The sequence below is a fragment of the Micromonospora sp. NPDC051300 genome (genome assembly GCF_044455315.1).
Classification (GTDB): domain Bacteria; phylum Actinomycetota; class Actinomycetes; order Mycobacteriales; family Micromonosporaceae; genus Micromonospora; species Micromonospora robiginosa.
In genome coordinates this window covers 20,486-42,256 of sequence record NZ_JBITEP010000016.1, presented here as the reverse complement: position 1 = coordinate 42,256, position 21,771 = coordinate 20,486, and the positions used below count along the sequence as shown (strand labels likewise).

The following is a 21,771-nucleotide window of genomic DNA, read 5'->3' as shown; positions in this document are numbered from 1 at the left end:
CCGTCGATCCGAGCACGAGACGCCGTACGCCTGCATCATGACCGCGCGACGAGCCTATCCGTCCGTGGCCGGGGGCGACGTGGTGACCCAGGTCGGCCTGAGGCCGGGCGGCCGACGGCGGGGTGGGCGCGCTGATCACCAGGCGCAGGGCGCGTAATCCTTCAGGAAGCAGCCGTAGAGGTCTTCGCCCTGTTCGCCGCGGACGATCGGGTCGTAGACCCGGGCCGCGCCGTCGACCAGGTCCAGCGGGGCGTGGAAGCCGGCGTCCGCCAGCCGCATCTTCGTCGGGTGGGGGCGCTCGTCGGTGATCCAGCCGGTGTCGACGCTTGTCATGAGGATGCCGTCGGCCAGCATCTCTTGGGCGCTGGTCCGGGTGAGCATGTTCAGCGCGGCTTTGGCCATGTTGGTGTGCGGGTGCCCCGGCCCCTTGTAGCCGCGGGCGAACTGGCCCTCCATCGCCGACACGTTCACCACGTACTTTCGACGGGCGGTCGCTGCGGCCATCGCCGGCCGCAGTCGGCTGACCAGCACGAACGGTGCGGTCACGTTGCAGAGCTGCACTTCGAGCAGCTCGACCGGATCCACCTCGTGCACCCGCTGCACCCAGCTGTTGACCGGGTCGAGGTCCGGCACCAGACCGCCGGCGTCGATGGCGGTGGCTGCCGCGATCCGTTCCGGCGAGGCGGAGCCGCTGGTCAGCGCCAACGCGGTGAGCGCCTGCGGGGTGACCGTGGCCGACTGCGGCGAGGCGATCATCCCCGCGGGGTCGCCCGGGCCGGCAGGTTTGGCGAACGTGATCAGCTCCGGCAGGGCACCGTCCGGCAGGGCCGCCGCCTCCGCGGCGACGAGCTGCGCGTACGCCCCGGGCGTGCGGCGGACGGTCTGCGCCGCATTGTTGATCAGGATGTCGAGCGGTCCCTGGGCGCTGACCGAGTCGGCGAGGGCGATCACCTGGGCGGGGTCGCGCAGGTCGATCCCGACGATCCGCAGGCGGTGCAGCCAGTCCCCGCTGTCCGGCATCGCGGCGAATCGGCGGACCGCGTCGTGCGGGAACCGCGTGGTCACCGTGGTGTGCGCGCCGTCGCGCAGCAGCCGCAGCGCGATGTACATGCCGATCTTGGCTCGGCCGCCGGTGAGCAACGCGCGCCGGCCGGTCAGGTCGGTGCGCGCGTCGCGGCGCTCCCGGTTGAGCGTGGCGCAGGGCGGGCAGAGCTGGTGGTAGAAGGCGTCCACCTCGTGGTAGCGCCGCTTGCAGACGTAGCAGCCGCGCGGATTGTGCAGGAAGCCGGCGGTGGCACCGGCGGTGGGGGAGGCGAGCGGGATGCCCTGGGTCTCGTCGTCGATCCGGCCCGGGGCGCCGGTGGCGGTGGCCGCCGTCACCGCGCGGTCGGCCGCCGCGATGGCATCCCGCCGTTCCTCGCGTCGCCGCTGCTTGATCACCTTGTAGAGCTTCGCGGTGGCCCGTTGCACTCGCACCACGTCGGGGTGGTCGGGAGGCAGGGCCTCCAACGCCTCGAAAACGCTGAGACAGGTCTCCAGCCGTCCGCGGTCAATGCCGTCTTGACCGGTTTCGGTAATGTTGTCCGCCGTCATGCGTCGCTGTCTCGTCCCATTCCCTGTGCCGGATCCACCCGGCCCACCCCAAGTCCGACCCGAAACTGTACGCACCTCACGGCCACGGACGCATCCCGCGGTGTGCCGGGGTGTCACCAGGTGACGACACCGACACACCACGGCTGGTGCGGAACGATCTGCTAGGGCTGACCGGTCACCCGGCGGTGCACGGAGCCCCGTTGAGGGTGAACGAGGCCGGGCGTGGGTTGGCGCCGCTGAAGGTGCCGTTGAAGCCAAGCCCGGTGGACGCGCCGGCCGGCAGCGAGCCGTTCCACGCGGCGTTGCTCGCCGTCACCGCCGTACCGTTCTGCGACCAGGTGGCCGACCAGCCCTGGGTGACCCGCTGGCCGGCGTCGGGGAACGCGAAGCGCAGCGTCCAACCGATCAGCGCGGCGGTGCCGGTGTTGCGCACGGTGATGGTGGCGCTGAAGCCGCCGGCCCAGTCGTTCGTCGCGTAGGTGACCTGGCAGGCGGCCGCGCCCTGGGTGGGCGTGGGCGTGGGGGGCGGCGTGGGGTCCACGCCCGCCGCCTGCACCACGACCGTCGTCGAGGCCGGCGAGGTGTTGCCGGCCGCGTCAGCCGCGACCACGTAGAACTGCCGCGACGCGCCGGGAACCAGTCCGCTGATCGTGACGGACGGAGTGGTCGTCCGGCCGTACACCGTGTCGGACGTGCCGGCCGTCTCGTGGACGACGTACTCCCGTACCCCCACGTCATCGGTGGACGGCGACCAGGTCAGCGTGGCGGACGTGCCGCTGACGGTGGCGCGCAGGTTGCTCGGCGCGGTCGGCGCGGTGGTGTCCGGCGTCGGGTTGCCGTAGCTCAGCCCGAAGCCGTACGGGAACAGCGGGGCCTTGCCGTCGCCTTCGTTGATCGGCTGCTGGCCGGCCGACTGCATCCACGTCACCGGCAGCTTGCCGGTGGGCTGGCGCGCCGCGAACAGCACGTCCGCCACGCCCTGGCCCTCGGTGCCGGGCAGCCAGCCGGCCACCAGCGAGTTCCAGTTCGGCACCTGGGACGCGACGTCCAGCGGGCGACCCGAGACCAGCACGACCACCACCGGCACGCCGGCCGCGCGCAGCGTGTTGATGGTGTTCAGGTCGGTGGCGTCCAGACCCAGGCCGGCGGGCCGGTCGCCCTGGCCCTCGGCGTACGGCGTTTCGCCGACCACCGCGACCCCTACGTCGTAGGAGGAGTCGATGCCGCTGCCGTTGAGGCTGTAGGTCACGGTGCCGGCCGAGCCGACGGTGTTCCGGATGCCCTGCAGGATCGTCGTGCCGGGGGTGGTGTTGCCGCTGCCGCCCTGCCAGCTGACGGTCCATCCGCCGCTCTGGTTGCCGATGTTGTCGGCGTTCCTGCCGGCGACGAAGATCCGGCTGTTGGTGCGCAGTGGCAGCGCGCCGCCGTTCTTCAGCAGCACCTGCGACTTGGCCACCGCCTCACGGGCCAACTCGCGGTGTGCCGCGCTGCCCACGGTGCCCGCGTACGAGCGGTCCGCGAGGGGACGTTCGAAGAGGCCCAGCTCGAACTTCTTGGTCAGGATCCGCCGGTTGGCGTCGTCGATGCGCGACAGGGGCACCCGGCCCGCCTGCACCTCGGCGCGCAGGAGCGTGATGAAGGACTGCCAGGCGTCGGGCGCCATCACCATGTCGATGCCGGCGTTGACCGCCTGCGCCACCTCGGCGCCGGTGAAGCCCGGGGCGCCGTCGATCTGGTCGATGCCGTTCCAGTCGGAGACCACGAAGCCGGTGAAGCCCAGCTCGTTCTTCAGCAGATCGGTGATCAGGTAGCGGTTGCCGTGCAGCTTCTGCCCGTTCCAGCTGCTGTACGAGACCATGATCGAGCCCACGCCCCGGCGGATGGCCTCCACGAAGGGCGGCAGGTGGATGGCTCGCAGCTCCGCCTCGGAGAGCTGGGTGTTGCCCTGGTCGGTGCCGTTCGTGGTCCCCCCGTCGCCGACGTAGTGCTTGGCGGTGGCCAGCACGCTTGCCGGTCCGCCGAGCGTGGTGCCCTGGTAGCCGGTGACGATGCTGCTCATCTGCGTCGCCAACTCGGGCTTCTCGCCGAACGACTCGTAGGTGCGGCCCCAGCGGTCGTTGCGGGCCACGCAGAGGCAGGGCGAGAAGGTCCAGTCCACGCCGGTGCCGGTGACCTCCTCGGCGGTCGCCTGGCCGATCCGCTCGGCCAGGTCCGGGTCGCGGGTGGCGCCCAGACCGATGTTGTGCGGGAAGATCGTTGCGCCGACCACGTTGTTGTGTCCGTGCACGGCATCCGAGCCGTAGAGCATCGGGATGCCGAGCGGCGTGGCCAGCGCGCCTCGCTGGAAGGTGTCGTACATGTCGGCCCAGCCGGCCGGGGTGTTCGGTGACGGTGCCGAGCCGCCGCCGGACAGGACGGAGCCGAGCCGGTAGGTGGTCACGTCGGCCGGACCGACCTTGGCGCGCTCGGCCTGGGTCATCTGGCCGATCTTCTCGTCCAGCGACATTCGCGACAGCAGGTCCACCACCCGCTGGGCCACGGGTAGGGATGGATCCTGGTAGGGCAGCGTCTGAGCCGCCGCGACCGGGGCCAGGGCCAGGCCGGTCGCGGCGAGCGCGACCGCTGTGGCGACGCCGACGACGGTTGTCCGGGTACGAGATGGGCGCGTGGATCCGCGGAGCCGGATGCGCATGAGCATTCCCTTCGGGAATCGATGGCGGTGCCCTGAGGTTGCCCTGTGCCCGGAACTCGGCTCTGCCTCATGATGCCACGCCCGGCGCCCTCCTTCGTGCACGGCCGCGGTCGACACGGTATTGACAGGGCACCGCATCCGCACGGTCACCGCCGATCCGAGGCCCTACCGGGCAGTCGACCGGCTCGTTCGGGGTGGCATCACACCCATCGTGTCGCTGCGCCGGACCGATGATCTCGCCGCTCGCTCGTTCTGGAGCGTGGCGGCGGAGGTGTTCGGGGACGACAACGCGGTGGTCTTCGACATCTCGCCCGACACCTTCCCGGCGGCCGGCGGCACCGATCCCGTGGCGGTCTGGACCTGCTGGCGCGACGGTGGTCCCGCGTGCCTGGGCACCAGCCTGCCGAACGTCGGCGTGCAGGAGCAGATCCGCCTGCTTCGCGTGCGAGGCTCGTTCAACCTGGTCCTCACCGGCAGGGTCGACGGCGGTAACGACCTGCGCCGGTGGCTGGAATACCGCCCGGCCGACCCGGACGGCCGCAGCGTGGCTGCCGCCTGGCGCGTCGACGACCGCACGGCCTGCGCCACGCCGGCCTGCAGCGACTTGCCGAGCAGGTCGACGCGGAACCGGGACGTCACGGAGTGCAGGGAGGTCCCCGCGAAGGACCGACGCTGCCGGCTCTGACCGGACTGCCGGCGGGGAGTCGCCGAACGGACCGGCCTCGGCGACTCCCCGCCCGGCCCGACGTCGACCCGCCCGCCGCCTGGCCGCGCGGTCCATGCCCGGCGGCCGTACCTCTCGACGGTGCACGGGCCGGCCGGGCGGCGCTGATCCTCGGTGGGCTACAGGTTGTTGATGCGGGCCAGGAGATCCGCCTCGGTCAGGTTTTCCAGGGCGGCGTCCTGCTTGCGGCCCAGGGCCGCCAGCAGCTTCTCCTTCTCCAGCTTCTTGGCCGCTGCCGCCTTCGCCGCCTGATCCTCCATGAGGCGGACGGCGATGACGTGCTTGACGACCTCCAGCTTCGCCTCCAGGGTCGCCTTGGCCGGATTGGCCTCGGTGGCCACGAACGACTCGGTGTCGACGGCCTTGAGCTCGGCGTTGACCGCCTTGGCCACGTCGTCGAGGCTGAAGCCGGACTTGGCGGTCAGCGGAAGCTCCCAGAGCTGTTCCGTGGTCAGCAGCCCCTTGGTCGACGGATAGCGGAACTTCTCCCGGGTGGCCTTCTCGAAAACGGTCACGGTGACCTCTCTGGGATATGCGGGTAGGAGATTCAGAACTGGATGCTCATGAGGCGGCGCCGGCCGCCGGTCATGGCCACCCTGGCGAGCACGGAGTTGCGGACGGTGGAGCTGAAGCCGAGGCCGGAAAGCTGGCCCGGAGACGGTTCGCACCTGGTGCGGTCGCCGAGGACCTCGAACACCTTTCGGTGCGGCTGCAGGTCGCCGCGGAGGAACTCGTTATAGATGCCGCGCGTCGGCTGGTCGTTCAGGCACCCCTTCAGGACGAAGAAGTAGTGCCGGTTGCCGACCTCGTTGTCGTCGAAATAGTTCGGCGAGTACATGATGGTGGAGACCGGCACGAACTGTTCGGTGGTGATGCCCCACATCTCCTTGCCCGCGCTGCCCGGCTGCACGTCCCTGCCCGGCCGGAAGGCGGTGATCACCCCGCCGGCGACAGTCATCCGGCCCACCTCGACGGTCTCCTTGTGGCCGATCGCGCGCTCGTGGCGGTAGTTCTCGATCTTCCCGTTGCTCTCGGTCTCGATCACGAAGCCGCCCTGGCTGCTGTCCCGCCTGCGGTACTGGTTCACCTCGATCCGGTACTCGCCGTCGGGGACACGGTCAGTCCAGGTGACGTTCTCCACCGGCTCGCGGGAGAGCGTCCCGCCGGCGTTCATGTCGACGTCCAGCTTGTTGCGCTTCTCCTGGTACCAGATGTGGTCACCGTTGGGTTCGTACACGTGCAGGTCCAGGTCGTCGTGGTTGAACCAGGACAGGCTCACCCGCAGCTTGCCGGTGACGTTGCCGCCGGCCCGCTTGACCCGCTCCCTGATCGAGTCGGTGACATTGCCGCCGTACGACCAGCCGAAGTCGTTGTCCCACCTGAACAACCGCGGGGCAGCCGGGTGGCGGCCGGTGGTGAGGCTGACGAGGTGCGGCTCGTGGGAGTTGGCGACCCACAGGTCGATGCTGGCGGAGCCGGGCAGGATGTCCTTCAGGAAGGAGACCACCGGGATCTCCTCCGGCTCGGCGCCGCGCGGGAACGCACCCGACGACCGGGCGGTGGCCGCCCGCATGAGCAGACCTTCGATGCCGTCCTTCATCCGTGACTGGGTGTCGTTGTCGACCCACAGCACGTTGGTGACCGACACGTCGGACAGCCGGGCGAACCGTCGCTGCAACGACTCCTCGATGCCCAGCTCGGCGATGGTCTTCATGGCGGCCTTGACCATGCTTGGGGTGATCAACGCCGTCGGGCGCTGGTAGTTCTGCGGCGCCACCTTCGTCTCGAACGACCGGACCGCCTGCTCCAGGTCGACACCCGCGGAGAGATCCTGGACGAGGGTGCCGATCACCGTGTTGCGGAGACGGGCCGCCGGGTTGGTGGCGTTGGCGAAGACGAAGGCCCGTCGGTCGGCGGCCTGGGTCCACCGGCTCTGCAGCGAGCGGAACTCGGTCATCGCCCGACGATGCTCCGCGCCGCGGTAGAGAGCGTTGCCGTCGACGAGGTCGACGACGGTGTCCAGCGCGTGCCGGGTCAGCTCGGCCAGGCCACGCTGGAAGACCTGCACCGCGGCGTCGAAGTGGCCCTGCGCCGCGCCGACGTCCTCGGTGCGGTGCCGCTCCCGCACCCGGCCGTGCAGATGGTGCCACACCTCGACCTGACCGTCGCGCAGGCTTCGGGTGGTCTCCGTGCCGTACTGCGGCTGAGCGGACCGGAAGACGGTGGCCAAGGGCAGCGACAGCACGAACTCGTCCAGAGCGGCGGCGACGACGGAGAAGACCGGGTCGGACGCCGACACCCCGGACCAGACGGTACGGACCCGCCCGTCGTGGATCTCGACGACGTTGCCGAAGTGCTTGACGAATCCGCGGCAGGTCGAGCAGTCGTACTCGGATCGCTCACGGAACCGCGGATTGGTGCCGGCGGGGAAGGAGTCGAGGAAGGTGAGCCAGAGCGAGTCCCGGTCGAGACCGTCGCCGACGGCGTACAACTCGTTCTTGGACATCGTGGACAGGCGCGACGTAACATCCGTCGCGAACTGCTGGAAATCGCCCACCGTTTCATCCCCCTTGATCGCCGGTGATCCTACGGAGCGAACACCAAGCGGAGAAAGGCGTTTCCAGCAGTTCGCGCGGTCACCGGAGCCGCTGTCACCGACCCCCACGCCGGGCCTGCCCCGAGATCGGCGACGAACTGTCCATCAGCCTCAGCACTGTCAAGACCCACATGGCCGCCCTGATGCGCAAGCTCAACGCCCGCAACCGCGTCGAGGTCGTCAGGTGGGCCTACGAGACGCGCCGCGTCGGCACCTGACCGGCGCCCGCACGCCCGGCTCGGGCCTCTGGCGGTCGCCGGTCCGCCCGGATCACGTGATCGGTGAACCGAAGGCCGTCCCCGACCGTCGAAGGCGCAGTCCCGCCCGCCGTGGGGCGGGTCCGGCGAGTGGAGGTCGAATGTACGTGTGGCAGCGGGACGGCGCGAATCGGGTGGGACGCGCCGTCGTGGTCCTTGGTGCGGTCGGGGCCGTGCTCGGCGCGGGTCTGGCCGTCGCGCCCACCGCGCGGGCCAATTCCGACGCGACAATCGTCGGCGCCGGTGGGAGGTGCGTCGACGTGCCGTGGGCGCAGACCGCCAACGGCACACCGATCCAGGTCGCCGACTGCAACGGCACGATCGCCCAGGACTGGTCCCACGACGGCTCCGGGTCGGTGCGGGCGCTGGGGAAGTGCCTCGACGTCGCGGGCAGCGTTTGGGCGGACGGCACCCGTATCCAGTTGTTCGACTGCAACGGCACCGGCGCGCAACAGTGGCGGATCACCGACGGGCAACTGGTCAACGCCGGCTCCGGCAAGTGTCTCGACACCCCCGGCGACGCCGACGGCACGCACCTGCGGCTGTGGACCTGCACCGGCAGCCCGACCCAGCGGTGGAGCGTGCCGGGCGCGCCACGGCCGGCCGCCGGGGCGGGCAAGAAGGGCGTGAGCGCGTGGGCCTTCCCCCGGGTCGCCGACGGCGTCCGGGCGGTGGGGGCCGGCTGGTACTACGACTGGTCCGCGGACCCGGCGGACGTGCCGGCGCCTGCGGAGTTCGTACCGATGATCTGGGGCGCCGGCGCGGTCGACGACGACCTCGACACCGCGCGGCGCTCGGGCACCACGCTGCTCGGTTTCAACGAGCCCGACCTGCCGCAGCAGGCCAACATGAGCGTCGAGCAGGCGCTGGCGTTGTGGCCTCGGCTGGAGCGAACCGGGATGCGCCTGGGCAGCCCGGCCGTCGCCGCCGGCGCCGACGTCCCCGGCGGATGGCTGGACCGCTTCCTCAGCGGCGCGCGCGAGCGAGGCATGCGGGTGGACTTCATCGCCCTGCACTGGTACGGCTCGGACTTCGGCGACGCCGCTCCGCAGCACCTGATGGACTACGTGCAGGCGGTGCACGAGCGCTACGGGCTGCCCGTGTGGGTCACCGAGTTCAGCCTGACCAACTTCACCGGTCATCCTCGTTACCCGAGCGCCGGGCAGTTGACCGAGTTCATCCGTCAGGCCACCGCCCGGCTCCAGGCGGCCCCGTACGTGGAGCGCTACGCCCTGTTCCCGCTGCCGGCGTCGGGGGACGCCGCGGCGATTGGTCTGTATCGCGAGGACGGCATGCTGACGCCGGCCGGCGAGGCGTACCGCAGGTCATGAGCAGGACCGGCGGGAGGGTGAGGTCGTCGTCTCTCCCTCCCGCCGGTGCGGGGGCGTTTCGGTCGTCCGCGATTGTCGGTAGGTTGGGCGACCTCAGGGTTGGTGGCCAGGTGCGGGATGTCGTCGGGTCCCGGGTCCTGGCTGGCGCCGAGCGGGCAGGGGGCACCCGGATGAAGGTCATTGCGTTGTCCTGCACACAGCGGCGGCTTCCGTCGCTGACCGACGCGCTGCTCGATGCGGCGATCTCCGGTCTCGTCCGGGAGGCCGATGACGCGCAGATCCAGCGGATCCGGTTGATCGACCATCGCATCGCGATGTGCGAGGGCGAGGACACCTGCCTCGATCCCGAGGTGGGCCGGTGCACGATCGACGACGACTTCGCGCGCGTCGTCGACCTGGCCGAGGGTGCGCAGGCGATGCTGCTCGCCATGCCGGTGTACGCGGGGAACGTGCCCGCGGTGCTGAAGATCTTCCAAGAACGCCTGAAGAGCTTCATGAACGCAGGGCAACGCCCGTTCGGCGACCTGCTGGTGGGGACGATCGTCCATTCGCGGACGATGCTGACCGAACCCGCTCTCGGATCGTTGTTCCCGTGGTATCTGCGGCTACGGAACAAGAACGTGGCGTCGGCCTGCGTCACCCAGAACGTCCATCCGGACCTGACCCGCACCGCCGCGGTCGACCTGTGCGTGGCCGTGGGCCGGCAACTGGGCATGACGCTCGACGTCAGCCGGTCGCCGGCCGTCGACCGGGCGTTACTGCCGTTAGTTCAATCATCGGCTCGGCCCCGGTGCGGTGACCCGACCGCGTCCGCTCCCGGCTCGTGAGCAGATTCCGCGCGCCAGGTGCACCCGTCGCCCGCCTGTTCGCACGAGACCGTGACGTGCGGTTCGACGTAGCGGGCGGCGATGGCGGTGTTGAGTTCCTGGCAGTACGGGCACGGTGAGGAGAACGTCAGTGCGACGCCAGCGCGGGCGGCTCGTCTGCGGTAGCGGAGGATCCCACAGTCGGCGTTGCGCAGGACGGTGCCCGAGGGCTGTGGCTCACTGGTCACTGCCGAGTCGTACAGCAACAGCTGACGCTCGAGCCGGGTCATGAAGTGATCGGTGGTGGACATTCCGGCGGGCCGTTGCGCTCGCAGCAGCGTCGCGGTGATGCGGGAGTTCGCCGCGATCCACGCGGACAGCCCCGCTTCGCCGTGCTCGCCGAGGACGAACTCCTCCGCGGCGGCCTGAGCCTCGAAGAACCGCTGGCGCCACAGGTCGACCTTTTCGGCCGGGTCGAGGGGAATCGGTTCACCGGTCACGGTCCGCGTCCCTTCCGGCGGCGTCGTCGAGCTCGGCGAAGACCTCCTGGGCGACGCGCAGACCGTTGTTGGCGACCGGCCAGCCACCGTAGTAGGCGAGTTGGATGATGACCTCGACGATCTTCTCCCGCGACATCCCGAGGTGCAGGGCAGCGCCGATGTGGCCGCGCAACTCCCAATCCGTGCGCGCCAGAGTGACAGCGGTCAGCGCGACCAGCTCACGTTCCTCGACGCTCAGGTGCGGGCGGCTCCAGATCTCACCGAACAGGTGGTCGACGGTGATCTGCAGGAACTCCGGGTAGGATCCCGGGCGTGGTTCGCGGCCGAAGACCTGCTGGAACATGGCCTCACCTCGCTCACGTCGGGCAGCGGACCGATCCATCGCTCAACTCCTTCGGGTTGGTCGAACACGTGTCAACGTCCACGACGCCGTGAAGGCGACGACCAGCAGCGCGGCGCCGCTGCCGAAGGCGGCCGGAACACCCGCCCGCTCGGCGATGAGCCCGACGACGACCGGTCCGACAACGGCGCCGACATCGGTACACATCGAGAAGACGGCGACGCCACTGCCGGCCCGGCCGGCGACGACGTCACCGATCAGCGCGGCCGGTGCGGCGTTGAGCAGGGCTGATCCCGCCGCGTACACACAGAGCAGGACGACGAGCCAGGCGTATCTGTCCACGAACGCCAAGGCGCTGATCGCCGCCGCGCCCACACCGGTGCCGGCGATCATGGCGGGCCGGCGTCCGGCCCGATCGACGACCCGGCCGGCCGGCACGATCAGCAGCGCCTGAACGACGGCGGATGTCGTGAACGCCCAACCGACCCACGCCACGTCATGTCGCCACGCCATCACCACCGTGGGGACCAGTGCGCTGCGCAGTCCGAACAGGACCCATCCCTGCGCCGACGCGGCGAGGCAAGCCACCAGGTAGCGTCGATCCCGCAGCAGGACCGGTAGCCGGACCACGTCCCGGCGTGGCTCCGCGCCGGCGGTTCGGCCGGTGCGCAGCACCGCCTGTGCCAGCACCGCGGCGGCGAGCAACAGCACGGCGTACGCCACGAATGGCGCGGGCAGGGTGATGAGCGCGAGCAATCCGCCCAGTGCCGGTCCGCAGATCCCGCCGAGCAGGAAGCCGGCTTCGAACACGGCGCCGGCCCGGCCCCGCTGGCCGGCCGGCGCGATTGCCAGGAGCGTCGCCAGCGCGGACACCGAGAACAGCACCGAGCCGACGCCGCCGAGGCTGCGGAACACGAGCAACTGCCCGTAGGACCCGGCGAACGCCGTCAGGGCCGAGGAGACCGCACACAGCAGCAGGCCGGCGACGAGGACCCGCCGCTCCCCGAAGCGTGCTCCGAGCGGCCCGCAGAACGGACTGGCGGCGAGCCGCATCAACGCGAACAGGGCGACGAGTGCCCCGATCTGAGCGGGCCCGGCGCCGAACGTCGCCGCGTACACCGGGAGCACCGGGAGCACCAGTCCCAGGCCCAGCATGACGCAGCCACCGACGACACTGAGGACGTAGACCTCGCGCGGGAGGCTCGGCTGGGCGGCGGCGACGGGGTGGACGCTGCCGGTGTCGGCCGCCGTCACTGTCCGGTCACAGGATGATGCTGAGCTTCGCGTGCTCGTACAGTGTCTCGTGGTCGAGCACCACGACCCGCCTCCGGACCCGGAACGACCCGCCATCGACGACGAGTTGGAACCGGTACTTTCCGACGTAGGCGTCAGAGCGTCCGTGCCCGAACCGGTACGCGACGACATTCGCCGCCACGTCGAGGTACGTGCCCCGATCGGCCAGGATCTCCACGTTGCTGATCATCCGATTCGTTCGCGACCGTGGGCTCTCGCACCACACCTCACCGTTGAGGAGTTGTTCGACCCGCTGACGTAGCCGGGCGGCGTCGTCGTCGATGAGCCCGAGCGCGTCGGCCGGCTCGCCGCGGATGTCGGTGGCCGGGACCGAGTAGCGGATGTCGTCGGTCAGCATCTCGTCGTACCACTCGAGCAGGCGCCACTCGTCGAGCAGCCGCGCCTCCCGGAACAGGAACTGGCTTACCCGGTGCCACAACCGCACCTGGGCCGCGTCGTCGATTGTCAGTTCGATGGTCATCGCGATTCCGCCCCGTGCATCAGCCGGTCCCACTGCCGCCAGAACTCCCGGGCGGGAAGCTCGTCGGTCGTCTCCGGAACCTTCTTGTTCATGCCGCGTGACAGATCCGAGTAGCGGACCGCGCGGTTGAGGTAGCCCCGCTGACACGACTCGACGATCTCGATATCGTCGGGGGTGGCGAAGCCGGCGGGGCCGAGGAAGGTCAGGTAGTGGCTCTTGCGGAGGGCCCGGATGTCCGGATCCTCGTCACGGGGGGCCAGGGCGACCGAGGTGATGGCCATCCGGCCGGCGCCGACCGGGTCGATCTTGCGGATCGTGATGGCGATCGCGTCGATGATCATCAGGTTGGGGAAGATCAGCACGGCCCGATTGGTGCCGGTGATCCGTTCGGCGCGCTCGGCGCCGAACCGGTCGACGAACCGTGCGGCCGTCGCCTCGATCCGAGGCCGGACCTCGGTGCCGAACATCGGCGTCCAGTAGGCGAGTGGGCGGGCCGCCGCCGGAGGCAGTTCGTTGGCGCCGTGCCCCAGCCCGAGGGCGCAGCCGAAGCCGCCTCGTCGTCGTGGTGGCACCGACCCCAGCGACTCCATGTAGCCGACATACCGCTTGTGCAGGGCCCGGAAGTGGTAGATGTCGACGCTGTTCTCCATCATGAGCTTCCAGTTGGCCCGAGCCCCGTGGAGCTGCGCGCCCTGGATCACCTCCATGCCGACCTCGGACTGATCGTCGATCAGATCGAGGTACTCCGTCGCACCCGCCAGGTACTCGGTCAGGGTGCGCGGCTGCTCCGGATCGAAGGTGACGAACACGAAACCGCGGTAGGTGTCACTGCGATGCCGCACCAGGTCGAAGTCCGCCTTGCGTAAGCCCGGCCCGTACCCGTCCGGGATCGGGACCCCGACCAGCTCGCCCTGGTTGGAGAACGTCCAGTCGTGATACGGGCACCGGAACGACCTGGCCTGCCCGGTCGGCTGCGAGCAGAGCAGAGCCCCGCGGTGGGTGCAGCTGTTCGCGAACACCCGGATCACGCTGTCGGACCCGCGCGTCATGAGCACCGGACGCCCGCCGACGTCGCGTGCCACGTAGGAGCCCGGTCCCGGCACCTCCGACTCGTGTCCGACGTACAACCAGCAACGATCGAAGATCCTGGTCATCTCCTGGGCGGCCAGATCCTCGTCGGTGTAGGCGCGGCGATCCACCCGGAACGAGAGGCGCTCAAGATCTTCGATTACGATCGGGCCGCGTACCGGCTGCAGCTCGATGGTCACAGCTCCCCCTTCCGCGGAAGCGCCTCAACCGTGCCGATGACCAACTCGGCCGTGCGCGCGGCGGAATCGCCGCACTCCGGCTGCGCGGCGCGTAGCCGGGCCCGGTAGTCCCGCGCGGGATCGAGCAGATCGGTGACGGCGGCGGCAACCGCCTGCTCGGTCACGCCACCCGGCTCCAACGCCGCCCCGAAGCCCGCGCTATCCACGAAGTGCGCCTGGATCGGCTGATCCACAGCCAGCGGGATCACCAGCATCGGTGTCGCCGCCCGGATCGACTCCGCCACGGAGTTGTAGCCGCCGTGGGTGATGAACACGTCGGCGCGCTCGAGCACCTCACGCTGCGGCAGGTACGGGGCGGTGAGCACGTCGGCGGGCAGCGCGAGATCCTCGGCGAGGTCTCCTACCGAGGCGACCACCTGTGCGCCGGTTGCCGCGGCCCCGATGATCACCGTGCGCAGCAGGTCCGGCCGACGGTAGAAGATCGTGCCGAAGGAGACGTACACCACCGGTCGGTCGGGGGCGAGTCGATCCAGGTCGGAGAAGGCGACCTCGTCGCCGCGGGTGCCCGCCGCACCCGGCAACCCGACCAGCCGCACACCGTCGTCGGTGACCGCGTCGTCCCCGACCAGGGCGGGGATCGTCGGCATCACGTTGAGAATCGGCGAACGCGCCGAATGAGTTCGAGTCGACCACAACACCCCGTGCCCGGTCAGATAGTCGCCGACCTGCTCGTCGTACGGCCAGCGACCACGTCGATGCTCGCTCGGGCACACCCCACCGAGGTTGGCCCAGCTCATCCCGTACGGCACGCCGGACGCCCGCGCGCCGACCATGGCCGAGGCCGTGACCGGCAGCGAATCGACGAGCACGAAGTCCGGCGCCGTCGCACGGAGCACGTCAGCCGTTTGGTCCGCCACCGGCGACGACTGGAGCATCGGACCGATTTTCGCCGGGTCGCCGCTCCACGGGGCCATCTCGACTTCCCCGACCGCGTGGACTTCTGTCTCGCCCAGTGCCTGGCGGCGCCGCTCGTCGAGCGCGCCACCGTCCGCGGAGAGCAGGAGCAGCGCAACCTCACTGCCTGCGGCTCGGAGCGCGTTGACCACCGGAACATACGGGTTCAGGTGACCATGCTGAGTCGTGGTGAGGAGGGCGACGCGCATCAGTTCTCCGATCCGTCGAGAGAAGGAGCCGTGCTGTCACGGGGCATAACGCATTCCCCGACATCACTGCAAGGAATCGACCCGTGCCACTTCAAAACCTTGCACGATCTGCCTCGGGGAGTTCCGCAAAGCCTGCCGGGATGTGCAGCCGATGTCAACGCCTCGCATCTCTCGGAGGGTGGTTCGGGGTTTAGGTGCGGGCTGGACCGCAGTCCGACCCGCTCGGGGTGATAGGGGTGGAATATCCCGGATTCGATCGGGTGGCCGTGGCGTCGAGAGCGTAGAAAAAGTGCCTACGGGCGTCGGCTCAACCAGATCGGAACCGCTCGGAAATGACGAGAAGAATATGCGTGGGAACGAGAGGTAGCGGTTCTCGATTCGATTTCGACCGCGGAGCTAGCTTCTGCCGCACCGTCAGAAGAGATGCGTGACCGGATGGACGATACCGTCGCCGATCGCGAGCAGGCCGACGATCGCGAAACCGATCTCGCGATATAGCGTCCCAGCACCAGGCCGGGTGCCGACGCTGTCAACATCGATGAGCTGTCACCGGAGAAGCGGGAGGCACTGGACCGGTTCAACCTGGCCGTCGCCGGAGACGCCTGAGAGCGTGGTGACACCTCGGGGTGGTCCTCGCCGAACGATTCGACGAGGACCACCCCGGGGCGGCTGGGGCCGTACCGCCGGCGTCACACCGCCGGAATGTCGTGCACCCGGGCGTTGACCGCGAGGGTCTTCGTCCGCGTGCCGTCGGCGTTGCGGACCGTCAGCAGGTAGGTGTGCTTCTGGACGTCGCCCTCGACACCGGAGCAGGGGAAGGCGAAGGACTCGCTGCCGGTCGCCGGGTAGGTGTCGCGGTACACGCCGGGACCGTCGACCGAGAGGGCCACCGAGTCGACGTTCGTGGCCTTCCACTCGACGAGGACCGGATGCCCGGCGACCGGGTTGACGGTGGTCCCGGCCGGGCACGACGGCTTCTCGGCGACCCGGAAGTAGACGATGGTCGGGCCGTCGGAGGCGCCGCCGGACCGTCCCTCGTCGCTGCCGGTGCCACCGTTCGAACGACCGCCGGTCGTGCCGCGGTCGCCGTCCGTCGGCCCGGTGGCGGAGATGCGGGGTGCGACGCTAGCGGGCGCCGCCTCCGGCGTGGACGCCACGGCGGTGGGAGCCTCGGACACGGTCGTGGTCGCGGTGGACTCCGCGGATGTCGTCGGCGACGAACAGCCGGCCGCCGCCAGGGCGGCGACCATGACGGCGGCGGTGGGGCGGAGCAGGACTCGGGCGGGCATGGCCACTCCTTCGCGCGCCGCCGGCGGTCCGGGGCGACTGGATCTCACCGTAGGGCTGTCCGGCAACGCCGCCGCGACCTGCGGGGATGCGTCGGCCGGCCGGCCCCGCCGATCACCGGTGCCGCGGACGAGCCTCGACGTCCCCGGCGGGCGGGATTCGGTGATCCGGACCACGTCTGTCACAAACGGGGGGTCGTCGGTGTCCTGTGGTCGGAGCCCGAGAACGAAGGAGGCATCATGGCCGGGAACACCGCAGTGATCGTGGTCGGCGGCGGATACGCCGGTGTGACGGCGGCGAACCGCCTGACCCGCCGCGACGACGTCGCCGTGACCCTGATCAACCCGCGGCCGACGTTCGTCGAGCGGATCCGGCTGCACCAGTTGGCGACCGGGTCGGACGACGCGGTCGTCGACTACCGCGAGGTGCTGAGCGAACGGGTCAGGCTGAGGGTCGACACGGTGACCCGCATCGACGCCGCCGGGCGCAGCCTGACTCTGGCCGGTGGCGACACGGTCGGCTACGACTATCTGGTGTACGCGGTGGGCAGCGGGAGCGCCGAGGTGACCGTCCCCGGTGCGGCCGAGCACGCGTACCCGATCGCCGGCCTGGAGGAGGCGCGGCGGCTGCGGTCGGTGCTCGACGCCGCGCCGGCCTCGGCTCCGATCACCGTCGTGGGTGCGGGGCCGACGGGCATCGAGACCGCCGCCGAGCTGGCCGAACAGGGCCGGCCCGTGACCCTGGTCTGCGGCTCGGTGCTGGGCCCGTACCTGCATCCGCGGGGCCGGCGCTCGGCCGCCGCGCAGCTCGCCACACTCGGGGTGACCGTGCTCGACGGACCTGGCGCGAGGGTGACGGCGGTGACACGCGACGCCGTACGGCTCGACGACGGTCGTGAGCTGCCGAGCGCGGTGACCGTCTGGACGGCCGGGTTCAGCGTGCCGGCGCTGGCTGGGCGCAGCGGGCTGAGCACCGACGCGCTCGGCCGCCTGCTCACCGACGAGACCCTGACGAGCGTGGACGACGAGCGGATCGTCGCGGCCGGTGACTCGGCGGCGCCGTCGGGAGTGCCGTTCCGGATGAGCTGCCAAGCGGCCGGCCCGTTGGGCATGCACGCCGCCGGAACGATCCTCCGCAAGATCGCGGGGGAGCAGCCCGAGCAGGTCGCCCTCGGCTTCGTCGGGCAGTGCATCAGCCTGGGCCGCCGAGCCGGCCTGGTCCAGCTCAGCGGCCGTGACGACACCGCGACGAGGTACCACGTCAGCGGGCGCGTGGCGGCGAAGATCAAGGAGTTCGTGTGCTGGGGCACGGTCAAGCAGTTGACCGTCGAGGCCCGCCGGCCGGGGGCGATCTCGGTCCCGTCCTGGATGACGGACGGCACGCGCGAGCAGCGGCTGGGGGATGCGGGGCAGGCCGAGGCGGGCGTCGGCCGGTGAGCAGCGGAACCGCCGATCCGGCGACGCGGGCCGCCGCGCCGCGTCCCGCCATACTCACACCACCTGGGTACGCCAGGTGCGCGACGGGTCGCTGTCGCACGTGTACTGGACGATGGCGACGTTGAGGCCGGTCGAGCCGCCGGCCGGCGACAGGCAGAGGTTGCTGAGCACGTTCTGGAAGCGGGTGTTGCCGGCGCCGTCGGTCAGCAGCCGCCACGCTCGTGCCGGGTTGCTGTCGCAGTAGAACTGGACGACGACGGTGTTCAGGGTGTCGACGCCGCCGGCCGGGGACAGGCAGAAGCCGCTGTTCATGTTCTCCAGGAAGAACGTGGTGGTGCTGTTGCCGATCGGGCGGATGTTCCACAGGCGCGACGGTGCGCGGTCGCAGTAGTACTGCACGGCGGTGGCGTTGGCGGTCGTGCTGGCGCCGGCGACGGTCAGGCACAGGCCGCCGGCGTTGGCGTTGGACACCGCCTTGGCGGCGACGGTGTCCCAGGCGCGGGTCGGGTCGTCGTCGCAGGTGAACTGCACGATGGCGACGTTGAGGCCGGGATCGCCACCGGCTGGGGACAGGCAGAGTTGGCTGGCGAGGTTACGCAGCGCGTAGTGGCCGCCCTTGGGCAGGAAGGTCCACAGCCGTGCCCGGTTCGAGTCGCAGGCGGACTGCACGACCACGACGTTGAGGCCGTTGCTGCCGCCGGCCGGCGACAGGCACAGGTGTGTGTAGACGTTGCGGATCTGGTAGGAGAACGTCTCCTGGTTGAGGACGAACTGCCAGTTGCGCGGGTTGTAGCCCTCGCAGGCGTACTGCACGATCGTGGTGCCCGACGCGGTGTTCGAGCCGGCGGGCGTGAGGCAGAGCCGGGTGCCGACGTTCTGGATCTTCAGGACCGGCGGTGGCGGCTCCTCCGCGGCGGCCGGCGCGGCCACCAACGTGGAGCCCAGCAGGGCGAGCACGGTGGTCACGGACAGGATGCGGCGACTACGACGACTGTCGGGCATGGTCGATCCCCCTTCGGTGACTCCGCATGCTAGAGCCCCTGTCCAACCTCGACGGCGGGTGCGACGTGGGCGGTGCGCCGCCGAGCCGCAGCGCCTTGTGGACCAGGAAGTGGGCTGTGTCAACAGGCCGCGCGTTGACCCGAGTGGTGGGTGCCGATCCGGCCTACCACGGTCAGGTCGGTGAGAGCCGTGTTCGCCGCACGTGCCACATAGCACGAGTACCGATGCTGGTTGATCACCTCCAGGTGGATGTGCGCCCCGCTGTCGCCGTTGACCTGGTAGCAGCTGGAGTAGCGGAACCTGCCGGTCTCGCCGAGCCTGGTCCACGGTCCGACGGAGGCCCCGACGACGATGCCGCCGGGCTTGTTGTTCACGTGCATCACGTCCGCCCGGCCGATGATCTCGCCGGTCGCGGTGTCCCGTGCCTCGAGCCCGATCCGGTAACCGCCGTCGGCGAGGTTGCCGGTCGCGCAGCCCGCGCGGACGGTCACCACGGTGACCGCGACCGGGTGCCCGGCCGCGGTCTTGGTGCCGAAGGGTGAGACAACGGTGGCCCCGGGGGCGCGGTAGATGTCCACCGCCCAGTCGTTGGTGTACCCCCAGTTCGCGAACACGATGTGGTGGCTGGCTGGGCCGGACACGCCGAAGCGGTCCCAGGTGGACGAGCCCTGGATCGGCGGATAGACCCCGATCGTGTCGGCCGTGGCGTGCGCGCCGGCCGGCGCCGCCGGCGCGGCGGCGGCGCCCAGTGCGAGCGCGAGCGCGCCGATCGTACGGGCGAGACGGGACCTCATCGTGCCTCCGGAAAGGGTGTGTGGCGCGGTACGGGTCAGCGCTTGATCGACAGGGATGGATGAGGATATCGCCTCTGGCCGCGCGTCGGGAGGGGCCGACCCCATAAACAGTTTTGAGCCGGCACATCGTCGACAGCTGTTAACCGACCTGTCGCCGCCGGCACACCCGCTCCTACCTTTCCGACACAGCCCTCCGGGTCTCCCCGTCGCCGGGACGCGACATCCGGAGTCGGCATGAGGAGGAGATCAACCGTGTCGATACGACTCACCGCCGCCGGTCTCACGCTGGGCGTGGCACTGGCCGGCATCGTCGGCGTCGGCGGACCGGCCCAGGCCGATCCGACCGGTGTCATCCGGAACGCGGACAGTCCGACCGCGGTGGCCGGCCGCTACATCGTGACCCTGAAGGACGCCGGGCTCTCCCGTGCCGTGCTCGACAGCCGCGCCCGAGAGCTGACCGGTCGCTTCGGCGCCCGGACCCGCCACGTGTACGGGTCCGCGCTGACCGGCTTCTCGGCCGAGATGTCCGCGCGCCAGGCCGCGCGCCTCGCCGCCGATCCGGCCGTCGCCGCAGTCGAACAGGTGCAGCGCATCGAGGTGTCGGACACCCAGAGCAACCCGCCGAACTGGGGCGACGACCGGATCGACCAGCGGAGCCTGCCGTTGGACCGGTCGTTCACCTACCCGTCCGCAGCCGGGCAGGGCGTCACCGTCTACGTCCTGGACACCGGCATCAACGCCACCCACACCGAGTTCACCGGCCGGGTCCGCCAGGGCACCGACGTCGTCGACGGCGACAGCACCCCGCAGGACTGCCATGGGCACGGTACGCACGTGGCCGGCACGGCGGTGGGTAGCACGTACGGCGTCGCGAAGAAGGCGGCGGTGGTGTCGGTGCGGGTGCTCAACTGCCAGGGCACCGGCACCAACGACGATCTGATCGCCGGGATCAACTGGGTTCGTGCCAACGCGCAGAAGCCGGCGGTGGCCAACTACAGCATCGGCTGTGGCAGCCGGTGCTCCAGCCAGGCGATGGACAGCGCCGTCACCAGCCTGATCGGGTCCGGCGTGCAGTTCGTGCAGGCGGCCGGGAACTCGTCCGACGACGCCTGCTACTACAGCCCGCAGGCGGTCGCGGCGGCCGTCACCGTCGGCAACAGCACCAGCTCCGACGGGCGCAACAGCAGCAGCAACTACGGCTCCTGCCTCGACCTGTTCGCCCCCGGCACCAGCATCGTCTCCGCCTCGTACGCCAGCAACACCGGCAGCGCGACGATGACCGGGACCTCGATGGCCTCGCCGCACGTGGCCGGCGCCGCCGCGCTCTACCTGGGCGCCAACCCGTCCGCCACGCCCGCGCAGGTGCGGGCCGCGTTGGTGGACAACGGCACCACCGGCAAGATCACCAGTGCCGGCAGCGGATCGCCGAACGTGCTGCTCTACACCGGCTTCCTCGGCGGCACCGACCCCGCGCCGGGGGCCCCGACGGTGACCGGGCCGGGTGACCAGACCTCCGCGCTCGGGCAGGCGGTCGACCTCCAGGTGCGCGGCAGCGGCGGTACCACGCCGTACACGTGGAGCGCCTCCGGCCTGCCGGCGGGGCTGGCGATCGGCGCCACGACCGGCCGGATCACCGGCACCGCCACGGCGGCGGGCACCACGACGGTGACGGTGACGCTCACCGACGCCGCGTCGCGCTCCGCGACCGTCACCTTCCGCTGGACGGTGACCGGCGGCGGCGGTGGCTGCACGTCGGCCCAGGTGGTCGGCAACCCGGGCTTCGAGAACGGCACCACGCCCTGGACGGCCACGGCGAACGTGATCGGCACGTGGGCGGCGCAGCCGGCCCGTTCCGGCAGCCGTAACGCCTGGTTGAACGGCGGCGGCGCGGTGCAGACCGACACCGTCTCGCAGCAGGTGACGATCCCGGCCGGGTGCACGACCGCGACCCTGCGCTTCTGGGTACGGATCACCACCGCGGAGTACGAGAACCTCGCGTACGACACGTTGACCGTCAGCTACGGCGGGACCACCGTGGCCCGCTACTCCAACCTCGACCGCACCACCGGATACGTGGAGAAGGTGATCGACCTCAGCGGATACGCCGGCCGGACCGCCGCGCTCACGTTCACCGGCGTCGAGGACTGGTCGTACCAGACCAGCTTCGCGCTCGACGACGTCACGGTCACCGTCGGCTGATCGGCGCGG

19 protein-coding genes are annotated in these 21,771 nt (G+C 70.6%); 6 read left to right on the top strand and 13 right to left on the bottom strand.

The genetic code is table 11. The annotated features are described in order from the left end of the window. Nucleotides 1-135: 135 nt before the first annotated feature. Both ACIA5A_RS18890 and ACIA5A_RS18885 read right to left on the bottom strand, forming a co-directional pair. Nucleotides 136-1,593 (bottom strand): SDR family NAD(P)-dependent oxidoreductase, encoded by a 1,458-nt coding sequence (locus ACIA5A_RS18890; protein ID WP_396763611.1) that lies wholly within the window; start codon nucleotides 1,591-1,593, stop codon nucleotides 136-138. A 175-nt stretch (nucleotides 1,594-1,768) separates the two neighbouring features. Continuing rightward, nucleotides 1,769-4,285: a glycoside hydrolase family 3 N-terminal domain-containing protein gene (locus ACIA5A_RS18885; protein WP_396763608.1), complete on the bottom strand. Its 2,517-nt coding sequence runs from the start codon at nucleotides 4,283-4,285 to the stop codon at nucleotides 1,769-1,771. Between the two features lie 211 nt (nucleotides 4,286-4,496). Here ACIA5A_RS18885 and ACIA5A_RS18880 point away from each other — a divergent pair, with 211 nt between their 5' ends. After that, nucleotides 4,497-4,970 (top strand): hypothetical protein, encoded by a 474-nt coding sequence (locus ACIA5A_RS18880; protein WP_396763605.1) that lies wholly within the window; start codon nucleotides 4,497-4,499, stop codon nucleotides 4,968-4,970. 158 nt (nucleotides 4,971-5,128) lie between these two features. Here ACIA5A_RS18880 and ACIA5A_RS18875 read toward each other — a convergent pair whose 3' ends face one another. Beyond that, on the bottom strand, nucleotides 5,129-5,524 hold the full coding sequence (locus ACIA5A_RS18875; RefSeq protein ID WP_396763603.1) for a hypothetical protein: 396 nt from the start codon (nucleotides 5,522-5,524) through the stop codon (nucleotides 5,129-5,131). Nucleotides 5,525-5,556: 32 nt separating this feature from the next. Next, complete coding sequence (locus ACIA5A_RS18870; RefSeq protein WP_396763600.1) at nucleotides 5,557-7,566, bottom strand: hypothetical protein; 2,010 nt, start codon at nucleotides 7,564-7,566, stop codon at nucleotides 5,557-5,559. 23 nt (nucleotides 7,567-7,589) lie between these two features. Here ACIA5A_RS18870 and ACIA5A_RS18865 point away from each other — a divergent pair, with 23 nt between their 5' ends. The 3 genes from ACIA5A_RS18865 to ACIA5A_RS18855 all read left to right on the top strand — a co-directional run bounded on the left by ACIA5A_RS18865 (nucleotide 7,590) and on the right by ACIA5A_RS18855 (nucleotide 10,020). After that, nucleotides 7,590-7,823: a response regulator transcription factor gene (locus tag ACIA5A_RS18865; protein ID WP_396763597.1), complete on the top strand. Its 234-nt coding sequence runs from the start codon at nucleotides 7,590-7,592 to the stop codon at nucleotides 7,821-7,823. 140 nt (nucleotides 7,824-7,963) lie between these two features. After that, the gene (locus tag ACIA5A_RS18860) at nucleotides 7,964-9,193 is read left to right on the top strand and encodes a glycoside hydrolase family protein (RefSeq protein WP_396763594.1); all 1,230 of its coding nucleotides are present in this window, start codon (nucleotides 7,964-7,966) and stop codon (nucleotides 9,191-9,193) included. A gap of 110 nt (nucleotides 9,194-9,303) precedes the next feature. Continuing rightward, complete coding sequence (locus ACIA5A_RS18855; protein WP_396763592.1) at nucleotides 9,304-10,020, top strand: flavodoxin family protein; 717 nt, start codon at nucleotides 9,304-9,306, stop codon at nucleotides 10,018-10,020. On the opposite strand, the gene ACIA5A_RS18850 is transcribed toward ACIA5A_RS18855, so the two are convergent. The 7 genes from ACIA5A_RS18850 to ACIA5A_RS18820 all read right to left on the bottom strand — a co-directional run bounded on the left by ACIA5A_RS18850 (nucleotide 9,963) and on the right by ACIA5A_RS18820 (nucleotide 16,333). Next, on the bottom strand, nucleotides 9,963-10,499 hold the full coding sequence (locus ACIA5A_RS18850) for a hypothetical protein (protein ID WP_396763589.1): 537 nt from the start codon (nucleotides 10,497-10,499) through the stop codon (nucleotides 9,963-9,965). The genes ACIA5A_RS18855 and ACIA5A_RS18850 overlap by 58 nt on opposite strands. Beyond that, nucleotides 10,489-10,842 (bottom strand): carboxymuconolactone decarboxylase family protein, encoded by a 354-nt coding sequence (locus ACIA5A_RS18845; RefSeq protein WP_396763586.1) that lies wholly within the window; start codon nucleotides 10,840-10,842, stop codon nucleotides 10,489-10,491. Before ACIA5A_RS18845 ends, ACIA5A_RS18850 begins: the two co-directional genes overlap by 11 nt. A 42-nt stretch (nucleotides 10,843-10,884) precedes the next feature. Beyond that, nucleotides 10,885-12,093: an MFS transporter gene (locus tag ACIA5A_RS18840; protein WP_396763583.1), complete on the bottom strand. Its 1,209-nt coding sequence runs from the start codon at nucleotides 12,091-12,093 to the stop codon at nucleotides 10,885-10,887. 7 nt (nucleotides 12,094-12,100) lie between these two features. Continuing rightward, a complete protein-coding gene (locus tag ACIA5A_RS18835; protein WP_396763580.1) occupies nucleotides 12,101-12,613 on the bottom strand; it encodes an aromatic-ring-hydroxylating dioxygenase subunit beta in 513 nt (170 codons plus the stop codon). Beyond that, nucleotides 12,610-13,881, bottom strand: a complete 1,272-nt coding sequence (locus tag ACIA5A_RS18830) for an aromatic ring-hydroxylating dioxygenase subunit alpha (protein ID WP_396763577.1) — start codon at nucleotides 13,879-13,881, stop codon at nucleotides 12,610-12,612. Before ACIA5A_RS18830 ends, ACIA5A_RS18835 begins: the two co-directional genes overlap by 4 nt. Continuing rightward, a complete protein-coding gene (locus ACIA5A_RS18825; protein WP_396763574.1) occupies nucleotides 13,878-15,044 on the bottom strand; it encodes a glycosyltransferase in 1,167 nt (388 codons plus the stop codon). The genes ACIA5A_RS18830 and ACIA5A_RS18825 overlap by 4 nt, the downstream gene beginning before the upstream one ends. A gap of 689 nt (nucleotides 15,045-15,733) precedes the next feature. Then, the gene (locus ACIA5A_RS18820; protein ID WP_396763571.1) at nucleotides 15,734-16,333 is read right to left on the bottom strand and encodes a hypothetical protein; all 600 of its coding nucleotides are present in this window, start codon (nucleotides 16,331-16,333) and stop codon (nucleotides 15,734-15,736) included. 237 nt (nucleotides 16,334-16,570) lie between these two features. On the opposite strand from ACIA5A_RS18820, the gene ACIA5A_RS18815 reads away from it, so the two are divergent. Continuing rightward, nucleotides 16,571-17,767: an NAD(P)/FAD-dependent oxidoreductase gene (locus ACIA5A_RS18815; RefSeq protein ID WP_396763568.1), complete on the top strand. Its 1,197-nt coding sequence runs from the start codon at nucleotides 16,571-16,573 to the stop codon at nucleotides 17,765-17,767. A gap of 54 nt (nucleotides 17,768-17,821) precedes the next feature. On the opposite strand, the gene ACIA5A_RS18810 is transcribed toward ACIA5A_RS18815, so the two are convergent. Together ACIA5A_RS18810 and ACIA5A_RS18805 are read right to left on the bottom strand one after the other, a co-directional pair. Continuing rightward, nucleotides 17,822-18,769: an RICIN domain-containing protein gene (locus ACIA5A_RS18810; RefSeq protein WP_396763565.1), complete on the bottom strand. Its 948-nt coding sequence runs from the start codon at nucleotides 18,767-18,769 to the stop codon at nucleotides 17,822-17,824. Between the two features lie 119 nt (nucleotides 18,770-18,888). Further along, the gene (locus ACIA5A_RS18805) at nucleotides 18,889-19,563 is read right to left on the bottom strand and encodes a hypothetical protein (protein ID WP_396763563.1); all 675 of its coding nucleotides are present in this window, start codon (nucleotides 19,561-19,563) and stop codon (nucleotides 18,889-18,891) included. A 252-nt stretch (nucleotides 19,564-19,815) separates the two neighbouring features. Here ACIA5A_RS18805 and ACIA5A_RS18800 point away from each other — a divergent pair, with 252 nt between their 5' ends. Continuing rightward, nucleotides 19,816-21,762, top strand: a complete 1,947-nt coding sequence (locus ACIA5A_RS18800) for a S8 family serine peptidase (protein WP_396763562.1) — start codon at nucleotides 19,816-19,818, stop codon at nucleotides 21,760-21,762. The last annotated feature ends 9 nt before the right edge of the window (nucleotides 21,763-21,771 follow it).

Excerpts from the sequence above, each read along its gene's own strand:
- ACIA5A_RS18890 (WP_396763611.1), bottom strand. The coding sequence starts at position 1,593 with ATGACGGCGGACAACATTACCGAAACCGGTCAAGACGGCATTGACCGC.
- ACIA5A_RS18885 (WP_396763608.1), bottom strand. The coding sequence starts at position 4,285 with ATGCGCATCCGGCTCCGCGGATCCACGCGCCCATCTCGTACCCGGACA.
- ACIA5A_RS18860 (WP_396763594.1), top strand. The coding sequence starts at position 7,964 with ATGTACGTGTGGCAGCGGGACGGCGCGAATCGGGTGGGACGCGCCGTC.
- ACIA5A_RS18845 (WP_396763586.1), bottom strand. The coding sequence starts at position 10,842 with ATGTTCCAGCAGGTCTTCGGCCGCGAACCACGCCCGGGATCCTACCCG.
- ACIA5A_RS18835 (WP_396763580.1), bottom strand. The coding sequence starts at position 12,613 with ATGACCATCGAACTGACAATCGACGACGCGGCCCAGGTGCGGTTGTGG.
- ACIA5A_RS18825 (WP_396763574.1), bottom strand. The coding sequence starts at position 15,044 with ATGCGCGTCGCCCTCCTCACCACGACTCAGCATGGTCACCTGAACCCG.
- ACIA5A_RS18820 (WP_396763571.1), bottom strand. The coding sequence starts at position 16,333 with ATGCCCGCCCGAGTCCTGCTCCGCCCCACCGCCGCCGTCATGGTCGCC.
- ACIA5A_RS18815 (WP_396763568.1), top strand. The coding sequence starts at position 16,571 with ATGGCCGGGAACACCGCAGTGATCGTGGTCGGCGGCGGATACGCCGGT.
- ACIA5A_RS18810 (WP_396763565.1), bottom strand. The coding sequence starts at position 18,769 with ATGCCCGACAGTCGTCGTAGTCGCCGCATCCTGTCCGTGACCACCGTG.
- ACIA5A_RS18805 (WP_396763563.1), bottom strand. The coding sequence starts at position 19,563 with ATGAGGTCCCGTCTCGCCCGTACGATCGGCGCGCTCGCGCTCGCACTG.